The sequence below is a fragment of the Rickettsia sibirica 246 genome (genome assembly GCF_000166935.1).
In the GTDB taxonomy this organism is placed as follows: Bacteria; Pseudomonadota; Alphaproteobacteria; order Rickettsiales; family Rickettsiaceae; genus Rickettsia; species Rickettsia rickettsii.
The window spans coordinates 158,149-181,350 of record NZ_AABW01000001.1; the positions used below are offsets into that span (position 1 = coordinate 158,149).

A 23,202-nucleotide genomic window follows, 5' to 3' on the forward strand; every position below is an offset into this window, starting at 1 on the left:
ACTAACCACCTACGCATCGGTATCGGTATTTTAATCTTTGAATAATAGGAATGAAATTTTATTAGGTAAACATATTAGTTCCCATGGTGAGTCTAGTTATGCTCCTGTCGGTGGACATTTAGAATTTGGAGAAACATTTGCAGAATGTGCTATCCGTGAAGTTTTAGAAGAAACAAATCTGATCATTGAAAATCCACAATTGGTAGCGGTGACTAACGATATTTTTGAAAAAGAACAAAAGTATTACATCTTGATTTGCCTTAAAGCTCATTGTTTAAATGAGCATGAATTACAGAATCTTGAGGCTCATAAAGTAGAAAGCTGGTAGTGGTTTACTCTTGATAAATTACCCTCTAACCTTTTTCTACCTCTAAAAAGACTCATTGAGAAAAAATGTTATTTATATAAAAAAAGTATAACTAAGTTTATCTAATTTTAAATATCCGGACGCGTATTTGTGTAAAACACTAGCAATAAGAGTTTGATAAGACATTCTTTCTTGTGCTGCAATTCTTTTTATATGATTTAAATCGTATAACGGCAATCTAATATTAATTCTTTCCGATTTTTTAAAAAAATTAGCTGCGGCAATTTTAGCTATATTTTTTGGCTCTCTAGTTCTTTTTTAGGCAACTCTAAAAGCTCATCTTGTTCAAAATAATCTAGTATTTCTTATTCTTTTTCAGTAAATTTGTATTTTTTCATAATCTAATCCTTAGCTTGACAATATCATCCTAACTTAGCAATATTAATAAATGATCACCTTGATTTATAATTATGATAATACAGATTTTATTGTTGTAGCGGATTGAATGGTGGGTTTGAGAAGACTTGAACTTCCGACCTCACGCTTATCAGGCGTGTGCTCTAACCAGCTGAGCTACAAACCCACAGTGTAGAAGTATGGTGAGCTCGCCGGGATTTGAACCCGGGACCCTTTGATTAAAAGTCAAATGCTCTACCGCCTGAGCTACGAGCTCTTAAATATATTGCATATATTCAAAAATTATGTTTTACTTTATCGCCGAAAAAGGCTAATCTGTCAACAATTATTTTTTAATTTAAACTTAGGAAGTTTATGCGGCATCAGGACGTGGCTATAATTATCCCCTCAAGGCTAAGTTCAACTAGGCTTAAACAAAAACCGCTGCAGCTTATCGGCTCTATAACTTTAATCGAGCGGGTATTCAAACAAGTAAATCAAGCGGGCCTTGAGCATACATATGTTGCGACCGACTCGGAAGAGATAGCAAGCGTTATTACAAAAGTCGGAGGAAAAGTAATATTCACGGATAGTGCTATCCCAACCGGTACTGATCGTACTTATGAAGCTTTTAAATTAATTCCAAATAATCAAAACATTAATTACATAGTTAATGTACAGGGAGATATGCCTTTCATTGAACCTAGCTCTATTTTGAAAATTATAGAATATTTAAAAAACAGCAAATACGATATTGTTACACCGATAGTAAAAGTAGATAGGGAGTCAGTGAAAGCTAGTAGTAATGTTACCGTAGCGGTTGACTCGGCGGGGACAGCATTGTATTTTTCGCGTAGTCTTATTCCAAACGGTGCAGAAGAATTTTTATATCATGTAGGCATGTATGGTTTTCACAAAAACGCTTTAGAAAAATTTGTATCTCTTAAGCCAACTTTTTTAGAAAAAACAGAACGTTTAGAACAATTACGTGTCCTTGAAAACGGCATGACTATAGGTACATGTTTAGTTGAGAATGTTCCTATTTCCGTAGATACGGAAGAAGACTTAAAAAAAGCAGTAAAATTTTACGAAAATATTAGTAAACTAGGTTTATAATAATGGTACATTTCATTTTTGTTACCGGCGGCGTTGTTTCATCACTCGGTAAAGGTCTCACGGCAGCATCTCTTGCTATGCTATTGCAAGCGAAAGGTTTTAGAGTAAGTGTACGAAAACTAGACCCTTATCTTAACATTGACCCGGGAACTATGAATCCTCACGAACATGGTGAGGTATATGTAACCGATGACGGAGCAGAAACCGATCTAGATCTTGGACATTATGAACGTTTTACCGGAGTTTCCGCATGCAAATTTGATAGCATCACAACAGGTGCGATATACTCAAAATTACTTAAAGATGAACGTTTAGGAAATTACGCCGGCGTTACTGTTCAAGTCATCCCGCATGTTACAAATATAATAAAAGATTTTATACTTTCAAACACCAAGGGTTTTGATTTTATTATTTGTGAAATAGGCGGTACAGTCGGTGATATTGAAGGTCTACCGTTTTTTGAAGCTATAAGGCAAATTGGTAACAAATTAAAAAGCGAAAATTGTTTATTTATTCATTTAACATTATTACCTTATGTTAAAACCGCCCGTGAATTAAAAATAAAACCTACCCAACACTCAGTTAAAGCATTACGCGCTATAGGTATTTCACCTAATATACTAGTGTGTCGTGCAGAACATAACATTTCAAAAGGCGAAATAGATAAAATATCTTTATTGTGTAATATAGAATCTGAGTATGTTGTTCCGGCAATAGATCAAAAAAATATATATTTAGTACCGATTGCATATCATAATTCAGGTCTTGATAATAAAGTATTAAAATTTTTTAATATTAATATCATGCCATCTAAATTAGATAAATGGCATGATATAATTAATAGGCTAAAAGATTCTAATTCAAAAGTAAGAATCGCTATAATAGCTAAATATCATAAATTAAAAGATGCTTATAAATCAGTAATCGAGGCACTTGATCATGCAGGTATTTATTACAAATACAAAATTGATTTAGTATGGATAAATGCTGAAAATCTAACTGAAGAGAATATTAATAAAAAATTATTAGATATAGATGGGATTTTAGTACCAGGTGGATTTGGAGAACGGGCAACTAAAGGAAAAATTATAGCAATAAAATATGCCCGTACTAATAACATACCTTTTTTTGGAATATGTTTCGGTATGCAACTTGCGACGATCGAAATAGCTCAGAATTTAATCGGTATTAAAGATGCAGTAACGGAAGAGTTTAAAGTAGACGGTACAAAAATTATTGAGAAAATAAATAAAAACTGTGAAGACTCAAAAATAACAATTGAAAATGTAAAAAAGACTATGAGGCTCGGCTCTTATCCTTGTAGTTTGGTCGCAAGTACCATTGCAGCTAATGCTTATAAAAGCCTTGAAATAAATGAGAGACATCGTCATAGATATAAATTTAATAATGAATTTCAAAATATTTTTGAAAAACACGGAATAGTATTTAGCGGTTTTTCAAAAGATAAAGAGATTGTAGAAATAATTGAACTACCGCTACTGCGTTGGTTCGTAGGAGTACAATTTCATCCGGAATTTAAATCTAAACCTTTTGAAGCTCATCCGTTATTTATTCAGTTTATTAAAGCAGCGATTGAGTATAACAAATGTAATTAACAACAATATATGAGACTATTTTAAAAAATCTTGACATAGTTTTTATTATAGTCTAGGGTGCATAAAAAATAATAGCCAGACAGTTTCTAAAAAGCGTTTGAGGTCATTCCCGCATATGCGGGAATGACCTATAAAGCTCTAAGCCTTGCAAAAACATAACATTTTTAAAAACTATCCGGTACTAAAAAAATAAGCTCATAGTAAATCAATGGATAGCGTGGATTCTAATTTCACAATTTGGAATAAAGCCAGAAACAGTAAATTTAGGCATATAGTATGGCCGATTAGATCGTATGAATTAACCAAGTTCATCCCGATGGCTTTACTAATGTTTTTTATTCTACTTAATCAAAACTTAGTTCGTAGTATTAAAGATAGTTTTGTTGTTACCTTAATTAGCTCGGAAGTATTGAGTTTTATCAAACTTTGGGGCGAAATGCCGATGGGAATTTTATTTGTTATTTTTTATTCTAAACTCTGTAATATTATGACAACAGAGCAAGTTTTTAGGATAATTACCGGTACTTTTTTATTTTTCTTCGCAATTTTTGGTTTTATTTTATTTCCGTACAGAGAGTTTTTTCATCCCGATCCCGAATTAATGAAGCACTATATCACTGTTCTTCCTCACTTAAAATGGTTTTTAATAATTTGGGGACAGTGGAGTTTGGTATTATTTTATATTATGGGAGAGTTATGGCCGGTTATAGTCTTTACTCTTTTATATTGGCAGCTTGCAAATAAAATTACTAAAGTCGAAGAAGCACCAAGATTTTACTCATTTTTTACTTTATTCGGACAAACTAATTTACTCATCTCAGGAACCGTAATTATTTATTTTGCTAAGAGTGAGCATTTCTTATTACCTTTATTTTCTCATCTAAACGATACAAATGAAATTCTTTTAAAATCATTTATTACGGTTATTTTAATATCCGGATTAATTTGTCTAGCTCTTCATAAACTTATTGATAAATCAGTCGTAGAAGCTGACAAAAATATTAAATTTAAAAACCAAAGAATGGATATATTAAAATTAAGCTTGGTCGACAGTGCAAAAGTAATATTAACTTCTAGATATCTCGGTTTTATTTGTCTTCTTGTAATGTCTTATTCTATGAGTATTAGCCTAATAGAAGGATTATGGATGTCCAAAGTAAAGCAACTCTATCCCGCTACAAAGGATTTTATAGCCTATCACGGTAAAGTGTTTTTTTGGACGGGAATACTCACGTTAGTTAGTGCGTTTTTAGGCAGTAGTTTAATTAGAATATGCGGCTGGTTTTGGGGAGCTATTATAACACCGATTATGATGTTTGGAGCAGGTGTTATGTTCTTTTCATTCACGGTTTTTGAAAATCACCTAGGAAATATCGTAAATACTCTCGGCTATAGTGCACCGCTTGTCGTTATAGTTTTTATCGGCGGACTTTGGCATGTACTTTCTAAATCCGTAAAATATTCACTTTTTGATGCTACCAAAGAAATGGTATATATTCCGCTCGATAGTGAAATGAAGACCAAAGGTAAAGCTGCAGTTGATGTTATGGGTGCTAAAATCGGTAAATCAATAGGTGCTATTATTCAATTCATATCCTTTAGTATTTTCCCGAACGCCATACATAACGACATAGCCGGTTTATTGATGTTTAGTTTTATTATCGTATGTCTATTATGGCTATATGGCGTGAAAGTTTTATCAAAATATTATAATAAGATGATACAACGTTGATAAGGATATCCATTCCTGCGAAGGCTTGCTTGCGTTGATACCTATAATCTTCATGAGCTACGTAGGCGTTGTTGCATGACTCAGAAAAGGCGTACGATGTCATTCGTAGCTCAATATTGTTGCGTAGACTGGTAAAATCCCCTGTGTCATCCCGTGGCTTAACCACAGGATCCATAAAAACAATAAAAAATACTAATAATTCTAGTATTTTTAACTGGATCCCGTGATCAAGTCGCGCGGGAATGACATCGGGAAAACTGATCCACGCAACAAGGCCCAAAAGCGGGGATCTAGCACAATAACTTCAAATATCGATATAGAAGTTATTTATTAAAAAAATAAACCTAAAAAAACAAATTTTTTATAGGTTTTACTAGATTTCCGCCTACGCGGGAATGATATAGAATGATCCATGTATACAATGCTGAACAGAAATGACCAGTGCTTTTCAAAAATTGCTTGATGCTATGAATCAAACTACTGTATTTTGAACATCCTCTCCTATTAATCCTTGATCAAGCAAATTAAAAGCCTCATCCAAGCACTTATATACTGCATTTTCTTGAGCTACTTCCGAATAATTTTCGATTAACCCTAGATTTTGACAATAATAACAAGTTGAGCTTTTAAACCATCACTCTATTGATTTTTAATATTTTTAAAACAGCTTGGCTACTATCCTTTGCTTTTTCATATTTAGCTCTGTAATCTGTCAACATATATTCTTAACGTCTCTACTTCTTTACTTTGATATATTAAGCTCTCTATTTTTTCAATTTTATTAACCGCTCTGCCTCTTCATACGGTTCTTTACATTGTCTTACTAAATTTGCTTTTGTAAAATTAGTATTAGCATTGTTATGCATTAATAGTGAAAGAATAATTTTATTTTCTACTAAGTTACGACCACAGTAATGTAATACTTCAGTCATCTGTTTATAAGTCATTCACCGTAGCACCATATTCAAGTAAAATTTTGGCTTTTTTAAAATTACCTGTCACCTCTAAAGCAGTATCACCATTCTCATCTTGTATATTAAGATCAATACCTTTTTGCAGTAACTCTTTAAGGTCTGCTAAGTCAATTACATAATGTAGGGTACTTTTGTTTTCTGGGCTATCTACCATATCAAAACTAACGTCTTTACTGTTTTACTATTAAGATTATTGTTAATACTAATGCGTAAATCATGAAACATTTCTGGAGCGGTTTTACATTCTTTTGCATTACTCCCCTTTCCTATACAAGATTTAAAAATATTTATTAACTTAGAAATTTTAGGCATAATTATTTTTTTAGTTATTTTATTAAAATTCCATGTTTCATGGTATTTTTGACTCGACGTTATATTAATATATTTTAATAAAGTCAATGTGAATGGTTAATTTTTATGAATTAACCAATTAACAATATAATTTAAAAATTCTTTTTTCTTGAATCTATTTGTAATATAGTAATAGGCATATTTAATATTTGTAGAGGGAGTAATGAAACAAAATCCAAAAATCTCATTAATAGGTAGCGGTAACATAGGTGGTACACTTGCTCACTTAATTAGCCTTAGAGAACTCGGCGATATCGTGTTATTTGATGTGACTGAAGGAGTACCGCAAGGAAAAGCATTGGATCTCATGCAAGCCGGTACAATAGCCGGGTCTGATATCAAAATAAAAGGCACAAACGACTATAAAGATATTGAAGGATCTGATGCCATAATTATTACTGCCGGTTTACCAAGAAAACCAGGGATGAGTAGAGAAGATTTAATTAGCATTAACACCGGTATTATGAAAACGGTTGCAGCAAATGTTAAAAAATACGCTCCTGATGCCTTTGTAATAGTAATTACCAATCCACTTGATGTTATGGTATATGTCATGCTTAAAGAAAGCGGATTGCCTCACAATAAAGTAATCGGTATGGCAGGAGTACTTGACTCATCAAGATTTAATCTTTTTCTTGCTGAAGAGTTTAAAGTATCGGTTAGCAATGTTAATAGCATGGTTCTCGGCGGTCACGGCGATGCTATGGTACCTCTTGCAAGATATTCTACAATATCAGGCGTGCCGATACCTGACTTGATAAAAATGGGCTTATCAAGTAATGAAAATATTGAAAAAATAATCGATCGTACTAAAAACGGCGGCGGTGAGATTGTTGCATTACTTAAAACAGGTTCTGCTTATTATGCTCCCGCAGCCTCAGCAATAGAAATGCTTGAGTCATATTTAAAAGATAAACGTCAGATTCTAACTTGTGCCGCTCATTTACAAGGTGAGTACGGCGTACATGATTTATATGTCGGAGTGCCTATTATGATCGGTAAAGAAGGTGTTCTAAGAGTAATAGAACTGCAGTTAACCGCAGAGGAAAAAGCACTATTTGATAAATCAGTCGAGGGAGTTAAAAAACTCATTGAGACGATAAAATAAATGATAAAATTATATTATTGAAGCACAAATGCAACAAGATTTAAAATATTGAATTAATACTAATTATTAGTATTGTTAATTGAACATAAATGGTATTACATTTTGGTTTATTTTTATTAATAGAGGGAAATTATGAAACATAAGAATGAATTAGACCGGCTAATAATAAATCTTTATTTAATAAAAAATACTAATTTAAATAATATTTTAGAAACAGATAAACTAGCTATAACACGTACAACTATTTTATAGAAGCTCTAATAAACAAAATAGACCCTAGAACGCCGGGACCGTATGTTTCTCAACAACAAGCTAACTTCAAAGTAACAAATGATAAAAATATACAGGGTGCTAGTAAAGAAATTTATTTAAAAAATCTACCTATTAGTATTGGTAAAGTTGAAGGCTTTAAGGAAGACGGAAAAGGTCGAAAAACAAAGGCTCAACTTGATATCCTAATATCCCCTTCAGATTTTTCAGCATTATTAAGACTAAGTAATTCATTACCGATCACTAATGAGCAAGAACTAGAAATAAAGGGCAATATTAATCTATTGCAATTGATGGAAGAAGTTGTTCAGAAAGTAGGGGAAAAGAGCTTAAATATAAAGCAAGATAAAAAAGTACTTACCTCACAAAAAAACGAACAAGCTATAACACACGGTCAACAAAAAGTAGAACTTAGCCTTAAAGAAGAAATAATCAAGTTAAAGGAAGCAGTTCAAGAAACAATCAAAAATCCAACTAATAATGAAGAATTTAATAAGACATCAAAAGAAATTTTAGGTTTGATTAATAATATCAACGCTCATCAACCATCTAGATTACAGGCAACTAGAAATAAAATCCTGAGTAGCGGAGAAAGCCCTAATACTAAAAATACAAAAATATAGGGATTTTTTCTTGAACAACATGAATGGGATAAATTTCAAGCATTAAGAGAGAGATTACAAAAAATAAAAGAGCCTAGAGAAAAATTATATGAAATGAAAAATTTTTATGATGTGATTAATTCATTAGATAAAAATATCATTCTAGGAGTAATGCAAGAGAAACAAAAAGTGCAACAAGCGTCCAATCAAAAAGCGCAAGAGATTATAAGAAGTAAATTTTTATACCTTGATAATGCCTGGGATTTTTCAGATGGTTTACAAAATTTATTTGAGAAGTTAAAAAACAAAGAAGCGACAGGGGAAAAAGAACTTATAGAAGCTTCTAAAAATATACTCAGCAAAAGTATATCAGTAAATAAAAATTACTTCCGTAATACTAATAATTCAAGCGAATTAGATTTACAATATAAGATGTTGTTAAGATAATATCTCGCAAAATATAAAGGAGGCTCTAGTCTTATATGCCAGAAGTAATAACAATAACAAAATTGATATATTATCCAAATAAATTTATATCAAATTTAATCAAGCAAAATGAATCGGTACTACAAAAAGAAACAGGTAAATATTCTCCTTCTTTAGAAACTATACCTGAAGATTCTATACCTAAGTTATCACCGGCAATAGTACATTCCTCAACAGAACTTTTTGCAAAACTAGAAAATTCATTCAATGAACTAGCACAATTCACTGATAAGATATTAATAGATACCAGCAAATCTTATGTACAACAGGCAAATATTAATCCTCAATCTAATACCGTTTCTAGATCTTCTTCTATTGATTCAGGAATAGCATCAAGTCAAGAAGAATTATCTACCACATTTGGAAAAAGCAGCTCTACTAATTTAATTGAAGCTCTTTTTAGTACAAGCGAAAATTTTATCAAATTCAAATATAGCAAAAGATAAGTTAACGGTAACAAAAGAACTACAAAAATCTATCCAACAAAAAGAAGTAAGCAATGAAAGACTTACTCAAGAAGAAATAGATAATATTTATAAGACACTAGGTATATTTGAAGAAATTAAGGAATATGAAAAGAGCGACAATTCACGTGTTCCTCGTTTACTAAATAAAAATTACTATAAGCTAACTGATCCTCGTGAGGAGCGTAGAAGCGATAATATCGCTTTAGAGCAGGATGATACTGGAATGCTAACTACTGATACTGATTTAGAATGGGATGACACCGGAATACTGCCTCCTGCCCAAAATAGTGCCGTTTCAGATAAATTAAAAGAAGCAGTAGATGATTATATATCTGAGCTACCAAATGAAAAGCTATCTAAAGATACATCCCCGAAACAAGTTGAGGCAATAACTCATCCAATGCAGGAAGCAATACCGACTCCTCTTGCTCTTTCCTGAAATACTCATCCTATATTCGATGATACAATAAAGTTCTTAAAGAGGTTTAAAGAAGAGATCGATAAATTTCCACAAGATTATACTAAAGCCTCTACCATACCTCTATATTGAAATAATGTTAATAGAAATTTAGGAAGAAGTGAATTTTTAGCAAGTATGGTATCAACTTCTCAACAAGATGAGAGAATTAATGATATATTAGATAAACTTCAAAAAATTTCTACTAATTGTAGTAAGATAATAATGATGATAAATTTAATCAAGAGATTAAAGCATCTTTTGTAGAAATTAATACCACATTAAAAAATATAATGGAATATAAAGGACCCGAAATAGAATATTTAAATTCCAATATAGAAAAAGTTTAAAAGAATTTATCTAATTTAGAATCTTTGACTTATGAATTATCTAAAAATACATCTCCGAAACATATTAAGCAATCAACCCAAGATCAACCTAAAATATCTACAGGAGCAGTTACCGGTATAAAAGATAGAATAGCAAAAATTGAAGCAGACTCTGACAGCAAAATCAAAAAATACTGGACAGAAGAAAAGAAACAGACTGTAGAAAAACAACATGAAAATACTCAATCTGACTATATAACTCCTCAGAAAAATTTTGAGTTTGAAAATCGAGGTAAAGAAATTAAAGAGAATAGTACCAAAAATTTAATAAACAAATTTGAAAAAGGCTTTGATAGTAAAACAACAAGATACTGGACACCACCGGCGGGATAGGATAAATGGGAGGAAGAAAAACAGAAAGGTATAGGAAAAGAGAATGAACTAATAAGACCTCGTACAAAATTTGCAATAGAACATTCTAAACATACTCAATCTAAAGAGCCTATATATCATCCAACTCCTGAAAAATTGAATATTAACGAAATAACTCACGATTTAAAGCTAAAAGGCAATACAAAAAACTTAAAAGACAAATTTGAAAACTTAGCAAAAGAAGCGAAGCAAATTGGGACACAAGCACAGCAACGCTCCAAATCTTCAAGTAGTCCTAACATAAAACCTACAGGTTGCAGTAAAGACGGAAGAAATATATAAGGCAATTGATGTTATTCTTGTTTTTGGGTCTTGTTGCATGGCTCGTTTATGTCATTTCCGCGGAGGCGGGACTCCAGTAAAAAAACAAGTTTTTTATGTGTTTATTTTGTCAAATATATCAATATTGAAGTTATTTTGCTAGATCCCCGCTTTCGCGGGGATAACATTGAGTAGGTTTTTCAAGCCATGCAACAAGACTTTACTGTTGTGAGGATGATATCCTACGTAAAACCAACACTGTACTCATTAATATTATAAGCAAAAATATGAAAAAGCTTAAAGTGAGAGATAGTGACTTAAAATTTTGCCATAACAACATACTAAAGAAAGGAGTAGTTGAGGATAGAATAATACCTCCAAAAGAATGTGATAGACTATAAAGCCTCATTTTAACATTAGTCTTAAATAAGGATTGAACAATAATTTGTAGCGGTACTGCATAAAATGCTGCAAGTCCTATTAATATAACGGGACAGAGAATATTAAATATTTGTTTGTATAACATTATTTGCATTCCTAAAGCAACAATAATGCTGACAAATAAAGCCCATGTAATCTGTCTTAAAGGGTTTATTTTATCGGCAAACAGCCCTGCAAAAACAGCTGATATTCCATAGGTAGTAGTAAGAGCTATATTCATAAATCTTATTTCAGGATGATTTATAAGAGCTATTTTTGTTAAAAAAACTCCTAAGAAAATTACTAAAAAGTGATACACTCCTCCAATAGCACCGTTTATTAGTAATGCTATTATAACGGATAGTTTATTATTCCATATAATTTGCCGCAAGGTACTTTTTGATGACGTTCTTAAAAACTCGCTACTTTCTTTAAAAAAATTTCTCATCAAAATAGCAAATAAACCAAATATTGCACCAATAAAGAAATTAAAACGCCATAAATATTGGATATCGGAATTACTAGCGTAATAATAAGCTATAGCCGCAAGTAATGCACCTATTTGGCCACAGCACGAAACTATTCCTATATTTAAATTTTTCTGATTATCTCCTGTTTTTTCAGCTACATAAACCTTTATTCCGTCAACCTCTCCGGCAAGGCTTGCTAAAAAAACCATTCGACATAATGTTAGTATTACCGTAGCAAAAATACCTATTATCTCAAAGGAAGGAGTAATAGCAATGAATCCGGTAGCAATGCTACTCATGCACATTGATATCTTGATAGATTTAGTACGCCCGTATTTATCTCCGATAAATCCAAAAATTAAGGACCCTAAAGGTCGTACTATAACAACTGCACTAAGAATAGCAAAAAAACCAAGTAGTTGTTTATCCTGCTCTATATTAGGTAAGAAATTTTGTGCAAGAATACTAGCCGATAAACCGAATAGAGCATAATCATAATAACGGATAATCGTTGTAAAAAATGCAACTAAAAAAGCTGAATTAGACATATAATATTTTCTTTTTGTGGCAACAGCATATGATACCAACTATTTAGGCTGTGTGAAAGAAAATTAATTTAATCTATTTTTACTCTTTGCGTCTACAAATTATAAGATTTTTTTGAAATAGGAACAACTACAGCATAATTTCAATATAGAAATCTTTTATATTTATTTTACTATTGTAGTTTTAATTATAATATTTTTTTATATTTGGTATATATTTAATTTTTAACCGTTTTAAAAATATGCACTTAGAATATAAAGTTACTATATCTGAAAATGGCAGAATAAATATTCCTGCAAAAATTCGTGATCAATTACATCTTGCTTCAGGAGATCAGTTAATGCTAATACTTGATAAAGAATTAACATTGATTCCTCTAAAAAATAAAATTAAAGAATTTCAAGCATTAGTAAAATCTAGAAATAAAGATAACATATCATTAGTTGACTCTTTAATTGAATCAAGAAGCAAGGAATTTAATAATGAATAAATATATTTTAGATTCATCTGCTTTACTTGCATTATTTAACTTAGAAACTGGTAGTGACAAGGTCGAAGAATTATTACCGTTATCTATTATGTCCACAGTAAATATAGCAGAAGTAGTAGCTGAACTAGATAAAAAATTGAACATATCTTTTATTCAAAGTAAAGAAATGATCTCAGCTTCCATAAATAAAATTGTAGCCTTAGATTTTGATCAAACTATAGAAATTGGACGCTTAAAGAAAGAAACAGAACAATTTGGCTTATCTCTTGGTGACAGAGCTTGCATTAGCCTAGGATTAATTACAGGCTATCCTATATATACTGCAGATAAAATTTGGGCTAAACTGCAATTAAATTGTAAAATCGTTCTAATTCGCTAAGCTCTACGAAGATTTCTAATTGATTTGCTATTTTGAGGTATTTTTTAGCGAAAATTAATAAGATTTTTGAAAGAATAGCTACTCCTATTTCAAAGAAACCTTATAATTTGCAGCAAAAAATAACCAAAATTAAATCTTCTTAGAAATCTTCATAGAGACTAACAGCTCATTTTATGATAAAATTTGAAAAAAGAGCCATTATGATACTATAATAATTACCTTCCTCTTCCTGAGTTTTGCTTTTCTATTTTTGCTCTTCGTGCTTTCATAGCCTTTGCTAGTTTTTCTTTATGCTGATCTCCTCCTTGAGGCATTTGTTTACCAACATCCTTTGCCTCTTTTTTTATAGTTTTTGGAATTGATATAGGTGGTGGCGGAGGCGATGGGGGAATAGGAATACCGCTTCCAGGCATTAGAGGCGGCATCGGTATAGTACCGCTAGGCATAGTTGGAGTATTTTTTGAAGATTGATTAACAGCTGCTGCTTTATCTTCTCTTCTTTCATACGTTTTATAGCCGCCAATGCTCCTTGTTGCTATAAATCTGCAGCTATCGGCTCTCTTTTTGTAGCAGTTAAGTGTTTATTTTTATTATCAAACTTTTGTTCTCTATCGGAAGCACTATTAATAGTATTATGTTCTTTTTCTATAGCCTTAAATTGATCATTAATAGCTTCTAATTCTGCAGCGATTTTCCATCTTTCTTCTCTAGTAATATTAGAATTAGCTTTTTTTCTTCAAGCCACTTTTTCCTCTCTTCTAGTTCTTTCTGTTTTTGCTTTAATTCTTCTATACGTTTTGCATGATTATCTATTTTTTCTTCTGTACTCTTTGTTTACTGCTCGAAAAAATCCTGTACTTGTCTGCTTTGAACTTTTTTCTTTAACTCTTCATCAAAAGAAAGCGGTTTATTTCGTACAGGCTGTCCTAAATCAGAATGTATTAGATCGTCAAAATTTTCTCTAGAAGCTAACGGTTTTTTACTGGCATCAGGTATTTAAGGATCATGTTTTCGTAAATCTTTTGTAATTTCTTGTATATTTTTACGAAGTTCTGTAATCGACGCCACTTTACCTCTCACAAGTTAATTGATTTTAAAGATATAGTAATTAAACCTCGTTTATAGCTTCAACGCAAGCAAAAGTTGCTATTTTTAGTATTTCATTAGCTGTTGCTGCAGCTTGAAGTATTTGAACGGGTTTTTCAAAACCGTTTGTTATAGGACCTATAAAGCTGTTTGACGAAAATTCTTGTAACAACTCAGTAGAAATAGCAGCTGAATTTAAACCAGGCATAATTAATACATTTGCAGATCCTGATAATCTACAAAATTTATATAATTTACGTAAATCACCATCTAAAGCCACTTTAACCGACATCTCTCCGTCATATTCAAAATCTACCTTCATGCCGCTCAGCTCTTCTTTGTCCTTGCTAAAATTATCTAGTATATTTACTGCTTCACGAATACGAGCTGTTTTTGCCTTAGAAGAATTACCGAATGTTGAAAAAGAAAGAAGTGCAACACGAGGCGTGATTCCCATATTTTTAGCAATTTCTGCAGTTTGGGTTGCTATTTGTGCAAGTTCCCAACTGTTTGGATATTCTGTAATACAATTATCGGCAATAATAATATTATTATCTTTAGCAATCATAATTGAATAGCCAAGGATGCTACGATTAGTTTTTGGTGCAATGACTTTCATGATATCTTCTAAACTATCGATATAACTTTTTGTAACACCGGTTAGAAGAGCATCACCGTCACCGCATGCTAACATACAAGCAGCGAAAATATTCTTATCAGTTTTAACAAGCTTTGCACAATCACGGTATAAATAACCTTTTCTCTGAAGTCTTTTATATAAATAATCAGTATATTTCTCTAAACTATCGCTTAAGGCCGCATTCATTATTTGAATTCCGTCTAAGCTAATATCTTGACCTATCTTTTTTAACATAGCCTCAATTCGTTCAACACGACCAATTATAATCGGATGACCGTATTTCTTGTCTCGCATCATAAGAGCGGCAGAAATTACTTCTTCTTCTTCACCTTCAGCAAAAACAATCCGTTTAAGCGGTGCATTATGAATTTTTTCAGCTAAGAAATTCATATAGTTAGCAGTAGGATTTAATCTGCTACCTAATTCTTTCTTATATTTACCTATACTAAAATCTTTAACCCTAGCAACGCCGCTTTCTATTGCAGCAACGGCAACCGCCGCTGCTACTACGGTAATTAAACGAGGATCAAACGGTACAGGAATGATATATTCCTTACCAAAAACCATCTTACGCCCTGAATAAGCTTTATACACCTCTTCCGGTACAGGTCTACGGGCTAAATCTGCAATGGCTTTTGCTGCAGCTATTTTCATTTCCGTATTAATAGTCTTAGCTCTTATATCTAATGCTCCTCTAAAAATATAAGGAAATCCCATAACATTATTAATCTGATTATTATAATCAGATCGCCCTGTTGCTATAATCGCATCATCGCGTACAAGTTGTATATCTTCCGGAGTAATTTCCGGATCAGGGTTAGCCATAGCAAAAATAATCGGATTACTTGCCATTCTACTCACCATATCTTTAGTTACTGCGCCTTTTACCGATAACCCTATAAATACATCAGCGTTATTTAAGCTTTGCGCTAAAGTTCTAAACTTGGTATCACTTGCATATAGCTCTTTCCATTTATTCATACCTTCTAGGCGTCCTTTGTAAACAACGCCTTTAGTATCACATACAATAATCTTTGATTTATCAGCTCCAAGAGCAATTAATAAATCAATACAAGCAATAGCTGCTGCACCTGCTCCGTTCACTACGATTTTTAAATCTTCAAGCTTGCGATTAGTAAGATACGCAGCATTTATTAGCCCTGCGGCGGTAATAATCGCTGTTCCATGCTGATCGTCATGAAAGACCGGTATATCCATTAAAGATTTTAATTTTTCTTCTATAATAAAACATTCCGGAGCTTTAATATCTTCAAGATTAATACCCCCAAAACTATAACTGAGATACTTCACGGCATTAATAAATTCTTCAGGATCTTCCGTATTCACTTCCAAGTCAATTGCATCAATATCAGCAAATTTTTTGAATAGTACCGCTTTACCTTCCATCACCGGTTTTGAAGCGGCAGCTCCTAAATTACCAAGCCCAAGTACGGCAGTACCGTTAGAGATTACGGCAACTAAATTACCGCGAGCAGTATATTTATATACATCCTCTAAATTTTTAGCAATTTCAAGGCAAGGAGCCGCAACCCCTGGGGAATAAGCAAGTGATAAATCTTGCTGAGTAACTAAAGACTTTGTTGCAGAAATAGCGATCTTACCAGGCTTATCTTTTTCATGATATTCAAGGGCCTCAGCATAATTTATTTTATTCATTTCATCCATTTTAGAAATTCCTGTTTTATTTGTTTGTTTTAGTTTTTCGTCATTGCGAGCAGATGCAATAGGCATCGACGAAGCAATCTCAGGCAACATTCCTGAGATTGCCATGCTCCTTTCAGTCGCTCGCAATGACGTGGTAAATTCACCCCATTATATACATAATAATTGATATAGTAACTACCGAGAAAAAAGTAGTAAATGTTATAATCGACGCCATAGAATCGGGATCACCGTCAAGTTGACGAGATAAAACATAAGCCGTACTCGCACATGGAAGGCAGCTATATAATATTCCTACCGATCTATTTAATCCGTCAATAGACATTAACCATAGTACTACTACACTAACTAGAGGAAATGCAACTAATTTAACAAAGCTTGTAAACATTACATTATGTAAAAGCTCTTGTCTAATAGTAAAATTAAGCCCTGCCCCAACATTTAGCATACCGATAGCTAAAGCGGCATTAGAAAGGCTATCTAACGTTTTCTTAAGCCCTAAATGTAATTCAAGATTTGAGTAATTAAAAACGAATCCTACTAAACTTGCAATAATTAACGGATTACGCACAATTAATTTCATCATTAAAACAAAACTAGTACTAATAGTATTAGTCACGGATTTATTAGGGATATAATAAGCGAAAATCATTACCGATAAAATATTGGTAAAAATAATCATATAAGAAGAAATAATGGCAACGATTGCAAGTCCGCTAGAACCAAGCAAGGGGCTACTTACCCCAAAAAACATGTAGCTATTATAACGAATCGATCCTTGAAAAATGGAAGTAAATTGGACTTTATCTATGTTGTATTTTTTTTGGTAAATTATAAGACCGATTGATACAAGAATAGTGGATATAATAAGAGCCACTACTAATTTAATTATGGGTGCAATGCTTAAATCGGCAGTAGATACGTAACTAAACAACATAGCAGGAAATAGTACAAAATACGATAATTTCTCAATACCACGCCAAAATTCTTCTGAAGTTAACCATTTATTTTTGATAATACTACCAAGCAGCGTAATAAAAAAAATAGGTAACGTACTACAAAAAATGTCATTCATTTGTTAATAGTTTTTATTTTAACGTCATTGCGAGGAGCGAAGCGACGTGGCAATTTCGTCCAACTTCCTGAGATTGCCACACTCACTTCGTTCGCAATGACGCTTAGATACCCATGCGGGAATGATATATAGGCTACAACTGCCCTTCAACCAGCTTTTTCATTTCCTGCACCCCGTAAAGCTTTATAAAAGTCCCAAGTCTTGGACCTTCATTCTGTCCAAGCAATATTTGATATAAATCTTTGAAGTAATCACGCAGATTTTCATATCCTGCTTTCATTCCTATATCATATATTGCTTTCTGAATTGCTTCAGCTTCGGTTTGATCAGCTATATCAGATAACATATCTAATATATCCTGCAAAATAACCTTATGCTTTTCAGAAGGAGATAAATATGATTTATGTGCTTTAATAAAGTCATTATAATATCTTATAGCAAATTCTGCTAAATGGTCAAGATAAGGGTTAGTATTTGGAGTTGCTTTTGGCTCATATTTGCTAATAAATCCCCAAAGCACCGATTTATCCGAAGGATTACACACAGAAGTAAGATTTAAAAGCAACGAATAGGTAATTCCAAAAGTCTCAATTTTCGGTACATTTCCGTGATGGATGTGATAAACGGGATTTGCAAAACGCTTTGCCCTGTCCTCTTCTAAATGATATTTCTGGTTAAAAGTAATATATTCATCAACATTTTTAGGAATTACATCAAAAAACAAACGCTTAGCTCTAGTCGGATTTTGATACATAAATAATGCCATACTTTCAACAGGAGCATATTTAAGCCAATCATCAATGCTAATACTATTACCTTTTGATTTTGATATTTTCTCACCGTTTTCATCTAAGAATAACTCATAACATAACTGCACCGGCGGCTTTCCTCCTAGGATTCGGCAAATTTCCGAATAAAGACGAGCATTTGCCAAATGGTCTTTGCCGTACATCTCATAATCGACTTTAAGCGCAGCCCAACGCATACCAAAATCCGGCTTCCACTGTAATTTGCAATGCCCTCCCGTTACCGGTACTTCTATATAATTACCGGCTTTGTCTTTATACGTTACAGTGCCTGCTTTAGCATCCCATTTCTCTATAGGTACTTGCAGTACCTTACCTGTTTTCGGACATATAGGCATGAAAGGTGAATAGGTAGCCTTGCGCTCTTCTCTAAAAGTCGGTAGCATTAGCTCCATTATCTCATCATATTTCTCAAGCACCATTATCAGCATCTCATCAAACATACCAGCTTTATAACAGTTAGTACTGCTATAAAATTCATACTCAAAGCCGAATTTATCAAGGAATGAACGAAGCTTTGCATTCATATAATGCCCATAACTTTCACATTCACCGAATGTATCAGGGATAGAAGTAAGCGGCATATCCATATACTGTGCCACCATTTCAGGATTTGGGATATTGCTAGGTACTTTACGAAGCCCGTCCATATCATCGGAAAAGCAAATTAGTTTAGTCGGAATATCGGATAATTGCTCAAATGCTTTCTGTACCATCACCATACGGGCATTTTCACCAAAAGTACCGATATGAGGTAAACCTGAAGGACCGTAACCCGTTTCAAATAATACATACCCCTTCTCAGGAATTTGACCGTTTAAGCTATCTAATATCTTCTTAGCCTCAACAAAAGGCCACGCGTTTGACTTAATAGCATCTTCCCAAATTTCTGACATTGATTTTTCTTGCACTTTAATTAATAATCAGTGACAATATACTAAATTTATTTATTTGTAAAATATCAAATTAAACGCCGTCATTGCGAGGAGCGAAGCAACGTGGCAATCTCATCAAACTTCCCGAGATTGCCACGCTCCTTGCAGTCGCTCGCAATGACATTAAGAAAAAAAAACATGCCATTTAATACTATTATAAATTACATCAGAAAAGATAACTATAAAGTTCTACATTTAGGACTGATCGCAATTTCTATAATAGCACTTTCTACCGCTTATATTGCTGAATATATATTCCATTATACACCCTGTCCTTTATGCGTTTACGAACGATTTCCCTATTTAACCCTAATCAAAATTTGCTTAACTGCTTTAATCATCCGACAGTTAAGTAAGTATACTTTAATATTCATTCTCCTAACTATCCTTAGCTCTTGTATATTATCAACCTATCATAGCTTCATAGAAAGAGGCATATTACAACCAAGTGCTCTTTGTTCATCAATGCTTCATATCCCGAAAGGCTTGTCTATACAACACATCAAACAAATGTTCTACTCACAGCCAATCACGTCCTGCATGAAACCCGCCATCAAAATCTCTGGTATTTCTATGACAGAGTATAATCTACTCTTAAATATCGGTCTTCTAATCTGTTTACTCCTCGTTTGGTTTTATCCAAAATCTAATAAATAGTTAAAAATTAACTATTGGATTGCAGAAATTCAAAATATTATGTATAATGCTCGCATGACAAAATAATATTTAAACATAAAGGAATATTTATATGATGAATCAACCAACAAATAATGTCAATTACAGACTTCCAGACGGTAGTACGGTTTTACATAATGTAGCAACATATAGGGAATGTAAATAATGTTAGACTTTTACTTTCACAAGGTGCCGATGTTAATGCTGTAGATGCTAAAGGAAAAAAACTATAGATTATGCATCTAAACCAGAAATTAAAGAAATACTAACTGATTCCGCTAATGCACGCTCAGCACTACCTGAATTCAAAGCAGAACAAAAGCTTGCTGAGATGAAGAAAAATATTAAAAATGAGGATGATAAAAATAAAATTATCAACGGATTAATTATGAATCCTGAATTTTATTCTGATATAGATGATGTTACAAGAGAGAAATTAATAGAAAAACTTTTTAATTATAATTTAACGATAATAATCCAGTAATAGCTCCGGTAGTAGCACCGGCACCAGTAACAACCACTACTTCTACAGAAATAGCAGCAGAGGACAATGTACGTGCACCAAACCCTGAAATATATGACACCTTAATTGAAGCTGAAGACAACTGTACACCGTTTAGTATAGCAGCCTCAGCTGGAAATGCAAATATTGTTCAAAAATTAATTGAGCAAGGTCATAATGTCAATGCTAAGGATGAACAAGGAAATACGGCATTATTTTATGCAAGCACTAAAGAAATAGCTAAAATTTTATTAGACAAAGGGACAAGTTTTGAAGTTGAGCATAAATATCTATACTCACCTATACATTATGCGGCAACAATAGGAAATAAGAAGCTTTTTACTTAAAAAAAAATGTGGATGTTAATACTAAAGATGGAAAAGGACGTATACCTATACATTATGCAACTTATTCTAAACAGCACGAAATAACTCAAATTTTATTACAACCCGGCAGTGAAATTGATACAGTAGACAATTATGGCGGCACACCTTTTTTCTATTTGCTACTAAAGCATGAATCAGGTCAAAATAAAACGTTACTGGACTTCTTTTTACGTTAATCTTAAGATTAATGCGTGTGGTGAGTCAATTTTTAATCACGCACTAACATCAAGAGATAAATGGTTACTTGAGAAGTTAAGATCTAAAGGTGCTGATATAGGACGACAAGGCGTTCTATTGCATAATCCATTCGATCACAGTATAGCAAAACTTGTAAAGATAGGTGTTGATAAAGGTTAATAGAAAAAGTTTTAAATTATAATGTTAATGATAATAATCCTGTAGCAGCTCCAGCATTAGTTACTCCTGTAGCAACAGTAGTACCGGCTCCATCAACTTCAACAGAAGAAAAGTTATAGGCTGAAGTGAAGACACGCCTTACAATAGGGAAAATAAGGATGATATTATTAATTTCGTGCTTCTTTATCAGACTACTAATGAGAATGTAAAAAGTGAGTTAATAGATTATATCTGTGAATATTCTTTCGATACTGAATTAGCCAGACAGATAGGTGCAGATATTCAATTCTAATTTAAAATCTCTTTAAGTTCTTTTAAAGAAAAACCCGGTGGTTTTAGGTAGTCTAGTACTACCTTACCACTATCTAAGACTATAAGCCTTTTGCCGTAATTTACGGCATCTTCTAAATTATGCGTGATCATAACGGAAGTGATCTTATGTTTCTCTATAATCTCTGCTGTTTTTTTCATCACTTTCAAAGAAGCGTTCGGATCTAAATTTGCTGTATGTTCGTCTAGAAATAATATTTTAGGTGGATGAGCTATGATAAGTGCCAGCAGTATCATCTGCTTTTCTCCACCGGAAAATTTACCTAATGGCTGTGAAAGTAAAGGCAAAAAGCGTTTAGGCGCACCTGTAAGCTCTAACAACTCGCTACTTTCTAACCGTTCATTACTAGAGAATCTACTTTCCCACAAAATGATATTTTCTTCAAGGGTTAGCTCGGTAAATAGCCTCTCTTCAGCTTTTTGTGTTAATGTAACTAATGTAGAAGCTTTTTGTCCTTTAGGTATTTTATCGATTCTGACTTGATCTAGAAACACTTTCCCGCTAGTAGGTTTTAAATAGCCGGCAAGTATTTTAGCTAAAGTAGACTTACCACTACCGTTATGACCCAATATTACAACAAACTCTTCTTTAGCAATATTTAAAGTAGTTTCAGCAATTATAGGTTCGGTTCTTTCTTTAACTTTGAACTGTATATTTTCTGCATATAAATAAGGTTTCATAAAGCCTCTCTTTTTACAGAACTCAACGAAATAAACAATACTATACCTAAAATAAGCTTAAGATTTATGGGATCGATTCCAATTCGTAGTAAAAAGCCCAGAGCAATAAAGTAAAATAATATACCTATCAAACAAGACAATATCTCTTTAAACGCATTAAAATTATTAGCATGGATTAAAATATGACGCCCTATAACAATTGCACCAATACCGACTAGTGCCACCCCGAAACCCATATTAATATCGGCAAAACCATTTACTTGTGCAGATAAAGTACCGGTTAAAGCAGCCAAACAATTACTTATGCTAAAACCGATAGTACGGTAAAGCTCAGCAGGTTTTCCTAAATTAATCAATAAATCTTTATTAAAACCAAAAGCACGAAGAAATAAACCGAGCTTACCTTTTAATAAAATTATAACTGAACATATAATAAGACAATTGATTATTACTAAAGGTATTAACCAATTTTCGAGATCTAATATAGATAATAGAGTCGGCATACCAAGAACCGATATATTAGGACGCTGCATAATTTGTAAGTTAACCGAATAAAGCATAAAACTTGCAAGTATTCCGGCTATAAGCCCGTTAATGCGGTTATTCTTCTGCATAACACTAACTATACTGCCTATAATTCCGCCTGCTATTACGGCAAATATTAATGCAGGAAATAACCCAAATGAAAGGCTGCGGGCAAACACTGCCGCACCAAGTACATAAGTACCGTCTACGGTAAGATCGGTAATTTTGAGAATCCGATAACTTATATACATCCCTAAAATAAGCGGCAGCATTATTAAGGATTGCTCAAGAGCAGTAACTAAAATGTTCATG

The 23,202-nt window shown here is 32.8% G+C and carries 28 protein-coding genes, 2 tRNA genes and 2 pseudogenes; 20 read left to right on the plus strand and 12 right to left on the minus strand.

Annotation, left to right across the window (positions count from 1 at the left end; genetic code table 11):
• The first annotated feature begins 37 nt into the window (after positions 1 to 37).
• Positions 38 to 328 carry a nucleotide triphosphate diphosphatase NUDT15 gene (locus RSIB_RS07385; RefSeq protein ID WP_004995906.1) on the plus strand — a complete coding sequence of 97 codons (291 nt, stop codon included), beginning with the start codon at positions 38 to 40 and terminating at the stop codon, positions 326 to 328.
• A gap of 485 nt (positions 329 to 813) precedes the next feature.
• Here RSIB_RS07385 and RSIB_RS05660 read toward each other — a convergent pair.
• Together RSIB_RS05660 and RSIB_RS05665 are read right to left on the minus strand one after the other, a co-directional pair.
• Positions 814 to 890, minus strand: a tRNA-Ile gene (locus tag RSIB_RS05660).
• A 14-nt stretch (positions 891 to 904) separates the two neighbouring features.
• A tRNA-Lys gene (locus RSIB_RS05665) sits at positions 905 to 980 on the minus strand.
• Between the two features lie 98 nt (positions 981 to 1,078).
• On the opposite strand from RSIB_RS05665, the gene RSIB_RS04815 reads away from it, so the two are divergent.
• From RSIB_RS04815 to tlc2, 3 genes are all read left to right on the plus strand, one after another.
• Positions 1,079 to 1,819, plus strand: a complete 741-nt coding sequence (locus RSIB_RS04815; RefSeq protein ID WP_004995908.1) for a 3-deoxy-manno-octulosonate cytidylyltransferase — start codon at positions 1,079 to 1,081, stop codon at positions 1,817 to 1,819.
• A gap of 2 nt (positions 1,820 to 1,821) precedes the next feature.
• Positions 1,822 to 3,435, plus strand: coding sequence for a CTP synthase (locus tag RSIB_RS04810; protein ID WP_004995910.1), 1,614 nt, complete (start codon positions 1,822 to 1,824; stop codon positions 3,433 to 3,435).
• A 208-nt stretch (positions 3,436 to 3,643) separates the two neighbouring features.
• Entirely contained in the window at positions 3,644 to 5,167 is a 1,524-nt protein-coding gene (tlc2, locus tag RSIB_RS04805; protein WP_004995912.1) for a nucleotide exchange transporter Tlc2, read from the plus strand.
• A gap of 764 nt (positions 5,168 to 5,931) precedes the next feature.
• On the opposite strand, the gene RSIB_RS05670 is transcribed toward tlc2, so the two are convergent.
• A complete protein-coding gene (locus RSIB_RS05670; RefSeq protein ID WP_014410623.1) occupies positions 5,932 to 6,114 on the minus strand; it encodes a hypothetical protein in 183 nt (60 codons plus the stop codon).
• Positions 6,104 to 6,295 carry an ankyrin repeat domain-containing protein gene (locus RSIB_RS05675; protein ID WP_016728070.1) on the minus strand — a complete coding sequence of 64 codons (192 nt, stop codon included), beginning with the start codon at positions 6,293 to 6,295 and terminating at the stop codon, positions 6,104 to 6,106. The genes RSIB_RS05670 and RSIB_RS05675 overlap by 11 nt, the downstream gene beginning before the upstream one ends.
• A gap of 360 nt (positions 6,296 to 6,655) precedes the next feature.
• Between RSIB_RS05675 and mdh the strand changes: the two genes are divergently transcribed.
• The 8 genes and pseudogenes from mdh to RSIB_RS04770 all read left to right on the plus strand — a co-directional run bounded on the left by mdh (position 6,656) and on the right by RSIB_RS04770 (position 10,925).
• Entirely contained in the window at positions 6,656 to 7,600 is a 945-nt protein-coding gene (gene mdh, locus RSIB_RS04800) for a malate dehydrogenase (protein WP_004995914.1), read from the plus strand.
• 563 nt (positions 7,601 to 8,163) lie between these two features.
• Positions 8,164 to 8,493 carry a hypothetical protein gene (locus RSIB_RS09315; protein ID WP_004995917.1) on the plus strand — a complete coding sequence of 110 codons (330 nt, stop codon included), beginning with the start codon at positions 8,164 to 8,166 and terminating at the stop codon, positions 8,491 to 8,493.
• A 93-nt stretch (positions 8,494 to 8,586) separates the two neighbouring features.
• Positions 8,587 to 8,919 (plus strand): hypothetical protein, encoded by a 333-nt coding sequence (locus RSIB_RS04790; RefSeq protein WP_004995920.1) that lies wholly within the window; start codon positions 8,587 to 8,589, stop codon positions 8,917 to 8,919.
• 35 nt (positions 8,920 to 8,954) lie between these two features.
• Positions 8,955 to 9,404, plus strand: coding sequence for a hypothetical protein (locus RSIB_RS09320; protein ID WP_004995922.1), 450 nt, complete (start codon positions 8,955 to 8,957; stop codon positions 9,402 to 9,404).
• On the plus strand, positions 9,346 to 9,864 hold the full coding sequence (locus RSIB_RS04780) for a hypothetical protein (RefSeq protein ID WP_004995924.1): 519 nt from the start codon (positions 9,346 to 9,348) through the stop codon (positions 9,862 to 9,864). Before RSIB_RS09320 ends, RSIB_RS04780 begins: the two co-directional genes overlap by 59 nt.
• 156 nt (positions 9,865 to 10,020) lie before the next feature.
• Positions 10,021 to 10,232: pseudogene (locus RSIB_RS10355) on the plus strand (hypothetical protein).
• Between the two features lie 24 nt (positions 10,233 to 10,256).
• The gene (locus RSIB_RS04775) at positions 10,257 to 10,604 is read left to right on the plus strand and encodes a hypothetical protein (protein WP_004995927.1); all 348 of its coding nucleotides are present in this window, start codon (positions 10,257 to 10,259) and stop codon (positions 10,602 to 10,604) included.
• A gap of 135 nt (positions 10,605 to 10,739) precedes the next feature.
• On the plus strand, positions 10,740 to 10,925 hold the full coding sequence (locus RSIB_RS04770) for a hypothetical protein (RefSeq protein ID WP_004995935.1): 186 nt from the start codon (positions 10,740 to 10,742) through the stop codon (positions 10,923 to 10,925).
• Between the two features lie 199 nt (positions 10,926 to 11,124).
• Here RSIB_RS04770 and RSIB_RS04765 read toward each other — a convergent pair whose 3' ends face one another.
• Positions 11,125 to 12,342 carry an MFS transporter gene (locus tag RSIB_RS04765; RefSeq protein WP_004995937.1) on the minus strand — a complete coding sequence of 406 codons (1,218 nt, stop codon included), beginning with the start codon at positions 12,340 to 12,342 and terminating at the stop codon, positions 11,125 to 11,127.
• Positions 12,343 to 12,581: 239 nt separating this feature from the next.
• On the opposite strand from RSIB_RS04765, the gene RSIB_RS04760 reads away from it, so the two are divergent.
• Both RSIB_RS04760 and RSIB_RS04755 read left to right on the plus strand, forming a co-directional pair.
• Positions 12,582 to 12,830, plus strand: a complete 249-nt coding sequence (locus RSIB_RS04760) for an AbrB/MazE/SpoVT family DNA-binding domain-containing protein (protein WP_004995938.1) — start codon at positions 12,582 to 12,584, stop codon at positions 12,828 to 12,830.
• Entirely contained in the window at positions 12,823 to 13,209 is a 387-nt protein-coding gene (locus RSIB_RS04755; protein WP_004995939.1) for a type II toxin-antitoxin system VapC family toxin, read from the plus strand. The genes RSIB_RS04760 and RSIB_RS04755 overlap by 8 nt, the downstream gene beginning before the upstream one ends.
• 215 nt (positions 13,210 to 13,424) lie before the next feature.
• Here RSIB_RS04755 and RSIB_RS05690 read toward each other — a convergent pair whose 3' ends face one another.
• The 4 genes from RSIB_RS05690 to RSIB_RS04740 all read right to left on the minus strand — a co-directional run bounded on the left by RSIB_RS05690 (position 13,425) and on the right by RSIB_RS04740 (position 19,395).
• Positions 13,425 to 13,655 (minus strand): hypothetical protein, encoded by a 231-nt coding sequence (locus RSIB_RS05690; RefSeq protein WP_016728075.1) that lies wholly within the window; start codon positions 13,653 to 13,655, stop codon positions 13,425 to 13,427.
• A gap of 662 nt (positions 13,656 to 14,317) precedes the next feature.
• Positions 14,318 to 16,621: an NADP-dependent malic enzyme gene (locus RSIB_RS04750; protein ID WP_026053073.1), complete on the minus strand. Its 2,304-nt coding sequence runs from the start codon at positions 16,619 to 16,621 to the stop codon at positions 14,318 to 14,320.
• 139 nt (positions 16,622 to 16,760) lie between these two features.
• Positions 16,761 to 17,693 (minus strand): AEC family transporter, encoded by a 933-nt coding sequence (locus tag RSIB_RS04745; RefSeq protein WP_004995946.1) that lies wholly within the window; start codon positions 17,691 to 17,693, stop codon positions 16,761 to 16,763.
• 133 nt (positions 17,694 to 17,826) lie between these two features.
• Positions 17,827 to 19,395 (minus strand): lysine--tRNA ligase, encoded by a 1,569-nt coding sequence (locus tag RSIB_RS04740; protein ID WP_004995948.1) that lies wholly within the window; start codon positions 19,393 to 19,395, stop codon positions 17,827 to 17,829.
• A gap of 177 nt (positions 19,396 to 19,572) precedes the next feature.
• Between RSIB_RS04740 and RSIB_RS07410 the strand changes: the two genes are divergently transcribed.
• The 3 genes from RSIB_RS07410 (at position 19,573) to RSIB_RS09570 (ending at position 20,593) form a co-directional block, all read left to right on the plus strand.
• On the plus strand, positions 19,573 to 20,091 hold the full coding sequence (locus tag RSIB_RS07410; RefSeq protein WP_016728077.1) for a disulfide bond formation protein B: 519 nt from the start codon (positions 19,573 to 19,575) through the stop codon (positions 20,089 to 20,091).
• Positions 20,092 to 20,258: 167 nt separating this feature from the next.
• Positions 20,259 to 20,342: a hypothetical protein gene (locus RSIB_RS10360; protein ID WP_337459655.1), complete on the plus strand. Its 84-nt coding sequence runs from the start codon at positions 20,259 to 20,261 to the stop codon at positions 20,340 to 20,342.
• Between the two features lie 98 nt (positions 20,343 to 20,440).
• Positions 20,441 to 20,593 (plus strand): hypothetical protein, encoded by a 153-nt coding sequence (locus RSIB_RS09570; RefSeq protein WP_004995953.1) that lies wholly within the window; start codon positions 20,441 to 20,443, stop codon positions 20,591 to 20,593.
• Here the strand turns inward: RSIB_RS09570 and RSIB_RS09575 are convergent.
• The gene (locus tag RSIB_RS09575; RefSeq protein ID WP_016728078.1) at positions 20,562 to 20,714 is read right to left on the minus strand and encodes a hypothetical protein; all 153 of its coding nucleotides are present in this window, start codon (positions 20,712 to 20,714) and stop codon (positions 20,562 to 20,564) included. The genes RSIB_RS09570 and RSIB_RS09575 overlap by 32 nt on opposite strands.
• Before the next feature lie 16 nt (positions 20,715 to 20,730).
• On the opposite strand from RSIB_RS09575, the gene RSIB_RS09580 reads away from it, so the two are divergent.
• From RSIB_RS09580 to RSIB_RS10365, 3 genes and pseudogenes are all read left to right on the plus strand, one after another.
• Complete coding sequence (locus tag RSIB_RS09580; protein WP_231287774.1) at positions 20,731 to 20,958, plus strand: ankyrin repeat domain-containing protein; 228 nt, start codon at positions 20,731 to 20,733, stop codon at positions 20,956 to 20,958.
• 8 nt (positions 20,959 to 20,966) lie between these two features.
• The gene (locus RSIB_RS07420; RefSeq protein WP_004995956.1) at positions 20,967 to 21,173 is read left to right on the plus strand and encodes an ankyrin repeat domain-containing protein; all 207 of its coding nucleotides are present in this window, start codon (positions 20,967 to 20,969) and stop codon (positions 21,171 to 21,173) included.
• A 177-nt stretch (positions 21,174 to 21,350) separates the two neighbouring features.
• Positions 21,351 to 21,563: pseudogene (locus tag RSIB_RS10365) on the plus strand (hypothetical protein); the annotation flags it as partial.
• A gap of 79 nt (positions 21,564 to 21,642) precedes the next feature.
• Here RSIB_RS10365 and RSIB_RS04735 read toward each other — a convergent pair.
• Positions 21,643 to 22,365 (minus strand): ATP-binding cassette domain-containing protein, encoded by a 723-nt coding sequence (locus RSIB_RS04735; protein ID WP_004995958.1) that lies wholly within the window; start codon positions 22,363 to 22,365, stop codon positions 21,643 to 21,645.
• Positions 22,362 to 23,201, minus strand: coding sequence for an ABC transporter permease (locus RSIB_RS04730; RefSeq protein WP_004995960.1), 840 nt, complete (start codon positions 23,199 to 23,201; stop codon positions 22,362 to 22,364). The genes RSIB_RS04735 and RSIB_RS04730 overlap by 4 nt, the downstream gene beginning before the upstream one ends.
• Between the last annotated feature and the right edge of the window lies 1 nt (position 23,202).